The sequence below is a fragment of the Sinorhizobium sp. NG07B genome, assembly GCF_002532005.1.
In the GTDB taxonomy this organism is placed as follows: Bacteria; Pseudomonadota; Alphaproteobacteria; order Rhizobiales; family Rhizobiaceae; genus Sinorhizobium; species Sinorhizobium fredii_C.
Genome location: NZ_NWTD01000006.1, coordinates 183,707 through 195,052 on the forward strand (window position 1 = coordinate 183,707; position 11,346 = coordinate 195,052).

Below are 11,346 nucleotides of genomic sequence, written 5' to 3' on the forward strand. Positions count from 1 at the left end.
CAAGGATAGGGGCGACACGCTATGTGCCTGCCTACTTGAAGAGCGCGCTGAATGGCGCGCTTTTGATTGTTGGAATTACCGGGCGAATTTTCATTCCCCGAAACCTGCGGATCAGGAAAAATGAAGATCAAGAATTCGCTCAAGTCGCTGAAGACCCGTCACCGCGAAAACCGCCTGGTTCGCCGCAAGGGTCGCGTCTACATCATCAACAAGTCGAACCCGCGTTTCAAGGCACGTCAGGGCTGATGCCCTCGGGCGGCTTCTGCCGCCGGCCTGAACGTCGGTCGCTTCGGTGATCCTCCGTCACATTTGATTTTGATCTTGTTTCATGGCGGGCTACGATGTCCGCCATGCGCTTTTTTCTACCTTTGATTCTGGCCCTGATCGTCCCGGCAACCGCGGCCCTGTCGCAGGCTGCCGAACCCGCCCCCCGGCCGGAGGCGGCAAGTCTCGCCACACCCGAGCAACGCCTGGACGCCCTGTTCCTCGACCTCAAGAAGGAGCGCGACGAGAGCAAGGCACGGGAACTTGCCGACCGCATTCGCCTCGAGTGGCAGGAGTCCGGCAGCGCCACGGTGAACCTTCTGATGCAGTCGGCCGACAAGGCGATCACCGACGACAAGAAAACAGTGGCGCTCGACATCCTCGACCAGGTCATCGTGCTTGCCCCCGGCTATGTCGAAGGCTGGAACCGCCGCGCGACGCTGCATTTCCAGATGGGCAATTATCGCAAATCGATGTCCGACATAAACCGCGTGCTTGCCATCGAACCCCGGCATTTCGGGGCGATCGCCGGCATGGCGACCATGCTGGAGGCCGCCGGCAAGAACGAGCTGGCGATGCGGGCGTGGCAGCAATTCCTCGATATCTACCCCTCCGACCGCAAGGCCCAGGAGCAATTCGGGGAACTCGCCGAGAAGCTCGCCGGCAGCCGGACCTGATCGGCGACCTCTGCCCTATCGCAGCCGCTCTGATATGACCGACGGATGTTCCTTGCCCTTCTGATTCTCGCCATTCTCATTCTCGCCGCGGTCGCCCACAGCTATTGGCAGGCACGCAGGATTGCCGCTCGCTTCCCGAACAGCGGCGAACTGGTCGATGTCGGCGGTTTCCGCATGAACTGCGTCCACATCCGGTCCCACGGGACCGCGGATCTGCCGCCGATCGTCTTCATTCACGGAGCCGGAGGCAATCTTCTCGACCAATTGCACGCCTTCCAGCCGGCGCTCGATGGCCGTGCCGAGATGCTTTTCGTCGATCGGCCGGGACACGGCTATTCGGGGCGCGGCGGGCCGGCCAATGCCCGGCCGGACGGCCAGGCCGACGCCATTGTCCGGCTGATGGACAAGCGCGGCATCTCCCGCGCAATCATCGTCGGCCACTCCTTCGGGGCCGCGATCGCCGCCAGCCTTGCGCTTCACCACCCGGACAGAACCGAAGGCGTCGTCCTGCTGGCGCCGGCGACGCATCCGTGGCCCGGAGGCGTCGACTGGCATATCACCTTCGCTGCCATGCCTTTTGTCGGCTGGCTGTTCGCCAGCACGGCCGTCATTCCGATCGGGCTGAGGCGCATCGACCGGGTGACGCAAGCCATATTCTCGCCCAATCCGCGCCCGAAGGACTACATCGCCAATACTGCGCCACACCTCGTCCTGAGGCCGGCCACCTTTCTCAACAATGCAGTCGATGTCGCCAATCTTCACGCTTACGTCACGCAGATGTCGCCGCGCTACGCGGAGATCTGCGCGCCGACCGTCATCATAACCGGTGACCGGGACGGCATCGTTTTGGCCGATATCCATTCCCGCAGCCTGGCGAGCTCAATCAAGGGATCGGAGCTGCTGTGGATCAGCAATCTGGGGCACAAGCCGGATTATGTCGTGACCGACCTCGTCGTCGCTGCCATCGAGAAGATCTCCGGAAAGCCGCACGACCTCCAGGAATTCGCAAGGCGGGCCGAAGCCCGCCTGAGAGTCGAGGAGCCGGTCGAGGAACTCGCTTATACGCCGGTACGTCCGTCCGAGCCGATATAGGCGATGCGCAGCATGTTGGTGGCGCCGGGCGTTCCGAGCGGCACGCCGGCGGAGATGATGATCCGGTCGCCGGGTTTGCCGAAACCTTCCGAAACGGCAATGCGGCAGGCGCGATTGACCATGTCGTCGAGGTCGGTCGCATCCTCGGTGACGACGCAGTGCAGACCCCAGACGACCGAGAGGCGGCGGGCCGTCTGGACGATCGGCGAAAGGGCGATGACCGGCACCTGCGGGCGTTCGCGCGCGGCGCGCAGGCCGGTGGCGCCGGACGAGGTGTAGGTGACGATCGCCGCCAGGTTGAGCGTCTCGGCGATCTGGTGCGCCGCAAGTGAGATGGCGTCGGCGCCGGTGGCCTCCGGCGGCGTGCGCTGGGCGTAGATGATGCCCGAATAATGCGGGTCGCGTTCGACGTTGCTGGCGATCGAGGCCATGGTAGCGACCGCCTCGACCGGGTATTCGCCGGAGGCCGATTCAGCCGAAAGCATGACGGCATCGGCGCCTTCGAACACGGCGGTCGCCACGTCCGAGACCTCGGCGCGCGTCGGCACCGGCGACGAGATCATCGATTCAAGCATCTGCGTCGCGACGACGACGGGCTTGCCGGCACGCCGACAGGCGCGCGTCAGTTGCTTCTGCAGGCCGGGCACGGATTCGAGCGGCATCTCCACACCGAGATCGCCGCGCGCGACCATGAGCGCGTCCGAAAGCTCGATGATCTCGTCGATGCGTTCGATCGCCTGCGGCTTCTCGATCTTCGACATGATCCCGACCCGACCGCGGGCGATCTTGCGGACCTCGGCAAGATCCTCCGGGCGCTGGATGAAGGAAAGCGCCACCCAATCGACCTGGCCGGTGGCAAGTACCGCGTCGAGATCGGCACGGTCCTTATCGGTCAGTGCGCCGACACCGAGGAGCGTATCGGGCAGGCTGACGCCCTTGCGGTCCGAAATCCTGGTGCCGGAAACCACGGTGGTGACGATGCTCTTGCCATCGGTTTTCTCGGCGCGCAGATGCAGCTTGCCGTCATCGATCAGCAAGCGGTCGCCGGGCTTCACCGCCTCCAGAATTTCCGGATGCGGAAGGAAGACGCGCGTGTTGTCGCCGGGCACGTCCCTGTTGTCGAGCGTGAAAGTCTGGCCGATCTTGAGCTCGACCTTGCCTTCGGCGAACTTGCCGACGCGCAGCTTCGGGCCCTGCAGATCGGCAAGGATGCCGATCGGCCGGCCGCAGCGCGCTTCGACACTGCGAATCCGCTCGATGAGGGTGCGCATGACCTCATGGCTGGCGTGGCTCATATTGATGCGGAACAGGTCGGCCCCCACCTCGTGCAGCTTCTGGATCATCTGCTCCTCGGACGATGCCGGCCCGAGCGTGGCGAGGATTTTGACTTTTCTGTTCCGTCTCATCAATTCTGGCTTTCCTGCGTGCCAGGCGTATCGGAAAGCTGAACCATCCAGCTCCCCTGCCGCCCCGTGTCATATTCCTTGAATCCCATGCGCTGGAAGCCGCGCGCAAAGCAGTCCTGCACGCCGACGATCTTGAACTCGTTCTCGGCGACGCACATGTTGATGTCGCCGGTCCAGCGGCCGCCCTTGGCCGCGTCTTCCGCGTAGAGATAGTAGTAGCGGGACTGGAGTTCGCCCTCGATCAGCGTCGCGCAGGTCGTCGCCGGCACCTGCCACCAGCCCTCGGTGACCCAGCCGTCCTTGGCGCGATAGCCGATCGCCACGCCGACCAGCTGCTGCGTCCCGTTGCAAACGCGAAAGTCGGCCCGAGCCTCGCCAGAAATGAGAAATGCACCGGAAAGTACCAAGGAATACAGGAGAATGGCTCCTAACGTCGTCGACCCCGGCTTCGCTTTGCAAAAAGGATATCTAGACACGGCTTCCTGCGGAACTCCGTTTTGATTTGTGTGGCACTTTCTTGCGACGGCCAGCCGGGAAAGTCAACGCAACTCTAATCGATTATATTTGCCATTCCTGTGACAGAAGGCGCTGAACTCACGGCTTTTTATTGCGAGCCGCAATTTTGCGTGCGATCAGGTGCGGAGCGTTGGAGAGCGACACAGGATCGGAATGCGGCACTTCTCCCCCTATGAAATCATCGGCGGCAAGCGCGAAAACGGCCTCGTCCTTCTGGCCGACCACGCCATGAACCGGCTTCCCCCGGAATACGGGCGACTCGGCCTTGCCGACAGCGCCTTCGAACGCCACATCGCCTATGATATCGGCATCGAGCCATTGGTGCGGCAATTGTCGGCGGCCCTCGAAGCACCGGCAGTCCTCGGCTGCTTCTCGCGTCTGCTGATCGACCCAAACCGCGGTGAGGACGATCCGACGCTGATCATGAAGATCTCGGACGGCGCCGTCATTCCGGGCAACCACCCGATCACCGACGAGGAATGGCAGAACCGGCTGAACCGGTTCCACCGGCCCTACCACGAGGCGGCCTCGCAAACAATCGCCGAGGCCGCTGCGGCGAGCGGAAAGGCGCCTCTGGTGATCTCGCTGCATTCCTTCACGCCTGCCTGGAAGGGTATCGCGCGCCCCTGGCACGCGGCGGTGCTCTGGGACAACGACCCCCGCGCCGTCTTTCCACTGATCGAAAGACTCGAGAGCGCCGGCGACATCGTCGTCGGCAACAACGAGCCCTATGACGGCGCGCTGAGGGGCGATACGATGTACCGCCATTGCATGGTGCCGGGCATCGCTCACGCCTTGATCGAGGTGAGACAGGACCTGATCTCCGACATGGCGGGCGTCACTGCCTGGGCCGAGCGGCTGGCGCCGATCCTCGCGGAGCTAAACGAAATGCCGGCGCTCCACGCCTATCAGCGCTATCCTTCGCGAACCGGTGCCTATGATGGCTGACAAACGGAGACATAACATGACCGAGCTCAGCAAGGAGCAGCGTATCGCGTTCGAGGCCGCGGCCTTCCGCCGGCTGATCGAGCATCTGCGCGAGCGCGGCGACGTCCAGAACATCGATCTGATGAACCTCGCCGGTTTTTGCCGCAACTGCCTCTCGAACTGGTACCGGGAAGCGGCCGAAGCCTCGGGCATATCGATGACCAAGGATGAATCGCGCGAGATCGTCTACGGCATGCCCTATGAGGAATGGCGCGCGCTTTATCAGAAGGACGCGTCCGCGGAGCAGCAGGCGGCGTTCGAGCGCAATCGCCCGAAGGAATAGCGGCCGTTTTCCGCCGTATCCACATCAATCCACATCTGCGGCCCTCTTCGGCGACGGCGCGGGAAGGAATTGCCCTACCTGTTGCGCAATCGCCCTTGACCTCGCCTGCCGTTCGCGGCAGGTCACAGCACCAGAATTCATTCCCCAAAAGGAGAAGACCATGTCCGATGCTCAAGGCTTCGCACGCGATCAGCTTCGCGCTTTCATCGAACGGATCGAGCGGCTGGAAGAAGAAAAGAAGACGATCGCCGACGACATCAAGGATGTCTATGGTGAAGCCAAGTCGATGGGCTTCGACACGAAGATCCTGCGCAAGGTCATTTCGATCCGCAAGCAGGACGCCGACGAGCGCATGGAGCAGGAGGCAATCCTCGACACCTATCTGCAGGCACTGGGCATGGTTCCCGCCGCCGACGAGGCCGCTTAAGCCCGATCAGGCTGAATGAAAAAGCCCCCCGGTCAGTTCAGACCGGGCGGGCTTTTTCTGTGTCCGGGAGAAGGACCTCAGTTGGTACTGAACTTCTTCACTTCCATGAAATTCACCGCAGTGCCGCTGAAGCGAGCCGTATCGACCGTGGCGCCGGCATTGCTGTTGAAGCCGGCCGCATAGACGGTCGTCGGCGCGGCCCTGAGCGAGCTGCTGACGAAGCGCGGCGCTTTGACCGGCTTCGACAGCGTGGCGACGCGGCCGGTCGAAAGCGCCCATTCGGAAATGATCTTCTTCGTCAGCTTCGGCTCAGTCCGAACGGAGGAGCGGCTTGCCGCTTCCGCATCCTGCCGCTTCGGGCGCGCGCCCTTCGAAGGCAGGTCCGCCTCGGTGTCGAAGGCGCTGTCGAAGATCGAGGCCCGCGAGCTGCTGTCGGGCTGCGGCGCATAGGCGGCCATTTGGACCGCCGGTGCAGCATGCTCGTCGACCGTCGGGGCAGCGAGCGCGACACGCGTTTCAGGCGGCCGGGCCATGGCGATCGTCTCGGCCACGGATGCGGCCGCGACCGGGCGCTCCTCAACGAGCGGGGCGGTGACATCGGCCGCGGCGACGGCGGCGAGCGCAGCCTGTCCGGCTGGACGCATTCCCGGCACCGGCACGAAGCCGAGTTCGGCCGTCTGGCCGTCGGCAGAGGCCACGAGCGTTTCGCCGGCCATGAGCGTGTTCTCACGCATCTGCGGGACCGGCACCTTCAGCGTGCTGAGATCCGCATATTCCGATGGCGTTTGCCCGGTCTGCGGCATGGCCGCGGCGAGCGCCTCCTGGGCGCTGTTCTTTTCCGGTGCAACGAGCGCGACCGCTACGCCGCTTTCGGCCGGCGCATTCTTGAAGGCCGGTCGCACGGCGGGCACGGGCGCGTTGATATTCTGCTGATCGTCGGCCGGCGCACCGGCGACCGAACCGGCGACACCCGGCAGCGCCTCCTGACCGGCGGGCGCCGAGGCGGTCTGGGCCTTGGCCGGAACTCCCTCGTCGCCGCCTTCGCCCGCGCCGGCGGCAATCGCCGTCGGTTCTTCATCCTCGTCCCCGCCGCCGCCGAAGAGCGCGGCGAAGAGATTGCGGCGCTTGCCGGTGCCAACGTCGCCCGGCCCCTTCGCGCCACCGCCGGCCACCTCGATCGCCGACGCGCCGACGCGCCGCTTGTAATCGGCAACCGCCTGTTGGAAGCCCGGTAGCGGCTTGCCGTCGGCGGGAATGTGCATCGTCTTGCCATCGGGGAAGAGGCGGGCGAGCTCGTTGCGGGTCATGCGCGGCCAGGCGCGCACGCCGCCGACGTCCATGTGCACGAAGGGCGATCCGGAGGTCGGATAATAGCCGACGCCGCCGACCTGGAACTTCATGCCGATCTCGCGCAGCGTCTTGAGCCTAACGTCGGGCAGGTAGAAGTCCATCGCCTTGCCGAGCATGTGCTGGCTCTTCTTGGCGACGCCCTTCGAACGGGATCGCAACATGCCGTTGGTGGCGGGCGAGCGATAGGCAGAGACGACGTGGATATAGTCGCGCGAACCGCTCTTCTGGTAGACTTCCCAGATGAGGTCTAGGAGGCGCGGGTCCATCTTGGTCGGCTCGTTGCGCCGCCAGTCGCGCAGGAACCGGTTGATCTGCTGCAGGCCCTTCGCATCGTAACGGCCGTTGCGCTTGAAGGTGATCTGCGCCTTTTCCTTGGTATGGATGAAATAGAGCTTCAGCGTCCGCGTCTGGCCGGCGGCCTCGACCGGCGGCGCCATTCCGGGAGTGACGAGGGAGCACGTCAAGGCAATGGAGGCGAGAATCTGCGGACCCTTACGGGTGATCGCCGAGCAGAGTCTGCGCGTCAAGGAAAAGATGGGTCCCCCCAAACCGAACAAATTTGGCATTCAATCCCCGTTCGACGGACAACCGTGCTTTGCTGTCTCAGATGACTGTCAAATAAGGTGACAGCATGGCAAATATGCCACAGTAGTCACCGCCCCTTATAATATAGTGAACAGTTTCCTAACAAGGTCTAAACGGCGGTGACTGAATTGGACGGCAAATGAGGTGTGAATGCGTCGATTTTATGCCGCTTCGCGCAGTGGATTGTCGGGATCGATGCCGTAATCCTTGAGTTTTCGGTAGAGCGTCGAGCGCCCGATGCCGAGTTTGCGGGCCACTTGGCTCATCTGGCCGCGATAGAACTTCAGCGCAAACCGAATCAGTTCCTCCTCGACCTCGGCAAGCTTGCGCACTTCGCCGCCCTGATCGACGCTGGCGATGGCGTTCTCGAACCGTCCTTCGGAAACCGCGCCGAACGAGTCGGACTTTTCCTGAGTTTCAGCGCGCGGAACGTGAACGGTCGCAGGGGCGGGAGCCGCGCGGCGGTCCGGACCCGCCTCGCCCCAGGAGAGCCCGCCACGGTCGGCAACGACATAGCCCGGTATCTGGGTGGCGATCTGCGGAAAGTCCTTGACCGTGAGGTCGCCGCCGTCGGCAAGCACGACGGCGCGGAAGATGGCGTTTTCGAGCTGGCGGATGTTGCCGGGCCAGTCATAGGCGGTCAGCAGCGCCATCGCCCCGTTCGAAACCGTCAAGGGGTGGTTGAGCCTCTGCTCCGCGGTGAAACGCTCGACGAAGGCGCGCACCAGGACGGGAATGTCCTCCTTGCGCCGGCGGAGCGCCGGGATCGTGATCGGGAAGACGTTGAGGCGATAGTAGAGGTCCTCGCGGAAGCGCCCTTCGCGCACCTCGTTGATCAGATCCTTGTTGGTAGCCGAGATCAGCCGCACATTGACCCGCTGCGGCTGGCGCGCGCCGACCGTCTCGATCTCGCCCTGCTGGACGGCGCGCAGCAGCTTCACCTGAACCTCGAGCGGCAGGTCGCCGATCTCGTCGAGGAAGAGCGTGCCGCCGTCCGCATCGACGAATTTGCCGCTGTGCTTTTCGGTCGCGCCGGTGAACGCCCCCTTCTCATGGCCGAAGAGGATGCTCTCGACGAGATTGTGCGGGATGGCACCGCAGTTGACGGTGACGAAGGGCTTGCCGGCCCGGTCGCTTGCCGCCTGGATCGCCCGCGCAACCATCTCCTTGCCGACGCCGGATTCACCCTCGAGCACGATCGGGATATTCGATTGCGCGGCGCGGCGCGCCAGGTCGAGCACCCGGATCATCGCCGGGCTCGCCGAAACGATATCGTCGAAACCGACGGCGCCGCCGCGCGGCCGGCGAGAGGTTTTGACCCGCCCGTCGCGGCTCGCCATCTTCAGCACGTTGCCGATGGCGATCGACAGCCGCTCCGGCGAGACAGGCTTGACGAGGAAGTCGAAGGCGCCCGCCTGCATCGCCTGCACGACCGTCTCGATGCCGCCCTGCCCGGTCTGGACGATGACCGGCGTGTCGATACCGCGTTCGGAAAGCGCCTCGAGAAAGCCGTGGCCATTCATCTCCGGCATCAACAGATCGAGCAGGATGAGGTTGATCATGCCGCCCTTGCGTTCCAACAGTTCGAGCCCGCTGCGCCCGTTGTCGGCGAGATGCGCGACATGGCCGAGCCGCTCGATCATGTTCGTCAGCAAACGGCGCTGCACCGGATCGTCGTCGATGACAAGAATATGGGATGTCACGAAAGCCTCCTGCTCAGGACACGCGGTACTCTTTGGCCAGCCTCATGTGCCAAATCATGCCAGCCATTCGTGCCATAAAGGGCTGAACATCGTGTTTTGAGAAATGCTTGCATTTTAGCCATTGCGGGCGGTAGCAATGCGCCCCATATCGCTGCCTTCCATAGTCAAAAGGAGAGAACCGCCGATGACCCTCGCCTCGCCCCTTCTCGCCGCCGTCGGTCCCTCTCCACTGCTCACGCCGGCCGGGCAGGCGGCCCGCCCGGCGGCAGATCTCGGCGAGTTGCCCACCTGGCGGCTCGAGGATCTCTACGCCTCGGCCACCTCCGACGAGTTCCGCTCCGACCTCGCAAAGGCGGAATCCGACGCGCTCGCCTTCGAGAACAAGTGGAAGGGCAAGCTCGCGGAGGCCGCCGGCAGGACGGGCGATCAAGGCGTCGGCGCGGCCGTCAAGGAGTTCGAGGCGCTCGAGGACCTGATGGGCCGCATCGCCTCCTTCGCCGGCCTCACCTATTTCTCCGATACGTCCAATCCGGCGAACGGCAAACTCTATGGCGACGTCCAATCGAAGCTCACCGACATATCGGCGCATCTGTTGTTCTTCTCGCTGGAACTCAATCGGATCGACGACAAGGTGATTGATGCGGCGCTCCAGGCGGACAGCCTCGCTGCCCACTACAAGCCCTGGATTCTCGACCTGCGCAAGGACAAGCCCTACCAACTCGACGACAAGCTCGAGCAGCTTTTCCTCGAAAAATCGATGACCGGGGCAAGTGCATTCAACCGGCTGTTCGACGAGACGATCGCCTCGCTCACCTTTTCGGTCGATGGCGAAGCGCTGCCGCTCGAGGTGACCTTGAACCTCCTGCAGGATCCGTCCTCCGAAAACCGCAAGAAGGCAGCCATGGCGCTGGCCGAAACCTTCAAGGCGAATATCCGCACCTTTACCCTCGTTACCAATACGCTCGCCAAGGACAAGGAGATCTCGGACCGCTGGCGCGGCTTCGAGGACATCGCCGACAGCCGCCATCTCGCCAACCGGGTCGAGCGTGAAGTGGTGGACGCGCTCGCTGCGGCGGTCAAGACTGCCTATCCGCGTCTGTCGCATCGCTATTACGCGCTGAAGGCCAAGTGGCTCGGCATGGAACAGATGGAGTTCTGGGACCGCAACGCGCCACTGCCGGAAACGCCGACCGCGCTGATCCCGTGGGCCGAGGCGAAGGACACGGTCCTATCCGCCTATCACGGCTTCGCGCCGGAAATGGCTTCGATCGCCCGGCGCTTCTTCGAAGACCGCTGGATCGACGCGCCGGTGCGGCCGGGCAAGGCCCCCGGCGCCTTCGCCCATCCAACGGTTCCGTCCGTCCATCCTTACGTACTCGTCAACTATATGGGCAAACCGCGCGACGTGATGACGCTCGCCCATGAGCTCGGCCATGGCGTCCACCAGGTGCTTGCCGGTGGCCAGGGCGCGCTAATGGCGTCGACGCCGCTGACGCTCGCCGAAACCGCCTCCGTCTTCGGCGAGATGCTGACCTTCCGCGCGCTGCTCGACAGCACCAAGGACAAGCGCGAGCGCAAGGCGATGCTCGCCCAGAAGGTCGAGGACATGATCAACACGGTGGTGCGGCAAATCGCCTTCTACGAGTTCGAACGCAAGGTCCACACGGCGCGCAAGCAGGGCGAACTGACGGCCGACGATCTCGGCGAAGTTTGGCTTTCGGTGCAAAGCGAAAGCCTCGGGCCGGCCATCCGGATTTCGGAGGGCTATGAGACCTACTGGGCCTGTATCCCGCATTTCATCCACTCGCCCTTCTATGTCTATGCCTATGCCTTCGGCGATTGCCTGGTGAACTCGCTCTATGCCGTCTATCGCAACGCCGAAAGCGGCTTCCAGCAGAAGTATTTCGAGCTCCTGAAGGCCGGCGGAACCAAGCATCATTCCGAACTCCTGGCGCCCTTCGGGCTCGATGCCGCCGATCCGTCGTTCTGGGCACAGGGGCTGTCGATGATTGAGGGCCTGATCGACGAGCTGGAAGCGCTTGATAGGGCGTGATCC

The 11,346-nt window shown here is 63.7% G+C and carries 10 protein-coding genes and 1 pseudogene; 7 read left to right on the top strand and 4 right to left on the bottom strand.

All coding sequences use genetic code 11. The features are described 5' to 3' along the window. Positions 1-120 precede the first annotated feature (120 nt). The 3 genes from ykgO to CO664_RS20665 all read left to right on the top strand — a co-directional run bounded on the left by ykgO (position 121) and on the right by CO664_RS20665 (position 2,033). Positions 121-246, top strand: coding sequence for a type B 50S ribosomal protein L36 (gene ykgO / locus CO664_RS20655; RefSeq protein ID WP_012709334.1), 126 nt, complete (start codon positions 121-123; stop codon positions 244-246). A gap of 95 nt (positions 247-341) precedes the next feature. After that, positions 342-941 (top strand): hypothetical protein, encoded by a 600-nt coding sequence (locus CO664_RS20660; RefSeq protein ID WP_037420208.1) that lies wholly within the window; start codon positions 342-344, stop codon positions 939-941. Positions 942-986: 45 nt separating this feature from the next. Next, a complete protein-coding gene (locus tag CO664_RS20665) occupies positions 987-2,033 on the top strand; it encodes an alpha/beta hydrolase (protein ID WP_097539754.1) in 1,047 nt (348 codons plus the stop codon). On the opposite strand, the gene pyk is transcribed toward CO664_RS20665, so the two are convergent. Together pyk and CO664_RS20675 are read right to left on the bottom strand one after the other, a co-directional pair. Continuing rightward, entirely contained in the window at positions 2,000-3,439 is a 1,440-nt protein-coding gene (gene pyk, locus CO664_RS20670; RefSeq protein WP_037420214.1) for a pyruvate kinase, read from the bottom strand. The genes CO664_RS20665 and pyk overlap by 34 nt on opposite strands. After that, positions 3,439-3,810 (bottom strand): annotated as a pseudogene (locus CO664_RS20675) (DUF1036 domain-containing protein); the annotation flags it as partial. The pseudogene CO664_RS20675 and the gene pyk, both read right to left, overlap by 1 nt. Positions 3,811-4,108: 298 nt before the next feature. Here CO664_RS20675 and CO664_RS20680 point away from each other — a divergent pair. The 3 genes from CO664_RS20680 to CO664_RS20690 all read left to right on the top strand — a co-directional run bounded on the left by CO664_RS20680 (position 4,109) and on the right by CO664_RS20690 (position 5,652). Beyond that, positions 4,109-4,903: an N-formylglutamate amidohydrolase gene (locus CO664_RS20680; RefSeq protein ID WP_097539755.1), complete on the top strand. Its 795-nt coding sequence runs from the start codon at positions 4,109-4,111 to the stop codon at positions 4,901-4,903. Between the two features lie 16 nt (positions 4,904-4,919). Beyond that, a complete protein-coding gene (locus CO664_RS20685) occupies positions 4,920-5,225 on the top strand; it encodes a DUF1244 domain-containing protein (protein ID WP_037420220.1) in 306 nt (101 codons plus the stop codon). Between the two features lie 160 nt (positions 5,226-5,385). Continuing rightward, on the top strand, positions 5,386-5,652 hold the full coding sequence (locus CO664_RS20690) for a DUF2312 domain-containing protein (RefSeq protein WP_037389186.1): 267 nt from the start codon (positions 5,386-5,388) through the stop codon (positions 5,650-5,652). A gap of 77 nt (positions 5,653-5,729) precedes the next feature. Here CO664_RS20690 and CO664_RS20695 read toward each other — a convergent pair whose 3' ends face one another. After that, the gene (locus CO664_RS20695) at positions 5,730-7,568 is read right to left on the bottom strand and encodes a DUF882 domain-containing protein (protein WP_097539756.1); all 1,839 of its coding nucleotides are present in this window, start codon (positions 7,566-7,568) and stop codon (positions 5,730-5,732) included. Positions 7,569-7,748: 180 nt separating this feature from the next. After that, complete coding sequence (locus CO664_RS20700) at positions 7,749-9,290, bottom strand: sigma-54 dependent transcriptional regulator (RefSeq protein ID WP_097539757.1); 1,542 nt, start codon at positions 9,288-9,290, stop codon at positions 7,749-7,751. 184 nt (positions 9,291-9,474) lie between these two features. Here CO664_RS20700 and CO664_RS20705 point away from each other — a divergent pair, with 184 nt between their 5' ends. Next, positions 9,475-11,343 carry a M3 family oligoendopeptidase gene (locus tag CO664_RS20705; protein WP_097539758.1) on the top strand — a complete coding sequence of 623 codons (1,869 nt, stop codon included), beginning with the start codon at positions 9,475-9,477 and terminating at the stop codon, positions 11,341-11,343. Positions 11,344-11,346: the final 3 nt, after the last annotated feature.

Bases quoted from the DNA above. Each gene is read 5' to 3' on its own strand.
- pyk (WP_037420214.1), bottom strand. From the start codon at position 3,439: ATGAGACGGAACAGAAAAGTCAAAATCCTCGCCACGCTCGGGCCGGCA.
- CO664_RS20685 (WP_037420220.1), top strand. From the start codon at position 4,920: ATGACCGAGCTCAGCAAGGAGCAGCGTATCGCGTTCGAGGCCGCGGCC.
- CO664_RS20705 (WP_097539758.1), top strand. From the start codon at position 9,475: ATGACCCTCGCCTCGCCCCTTCTCGCCGCCGTCGGTCCCTCTCCACTG.
- CO664_RS20660 (WP_037420208.1), top strand. From the start codon at position 342: ATGTCCGCCATGCGCTTTTTTCTACCTTTGATTCTGGCCCTGATCGTC.
- CO664_RS20690 (WP_037389186.1), top strand. From the start codon at position 5,386: ATGTCCGATGCTCAAGGCTTCGCACGCGATCAGCTTCGCGCTTTCATC.
- CO664_RS20680 (WP_097539755.1), top strand. From the start codon at position 4,109: ATGCGGCACTTCTCCCCCTATGAAATCATCGGCGGCAAGCGCGAAAAC.
- CO664_RS20695 (WP_097539756.1), bottom strand. From the start codon at position 7,568: ATGCCAAATTTGTTCGGTTTGGGGGGACCCATCTTTTCCTTGACGCGC.
- ykgO (WP_012709334.1), top strand. From the start codon at position 121: ATGAAGATCAAGAATTCGCTCAAGTCGCTGAAGACCCGTCACCGCGAA.
- CO664_RS20665 (WP_097539754.1), top strand. From the start codon at position 987: ATGTTCCTTGCCCTTCTGATTCTCGCCATTCTCATTCTCGCCGCGGTC.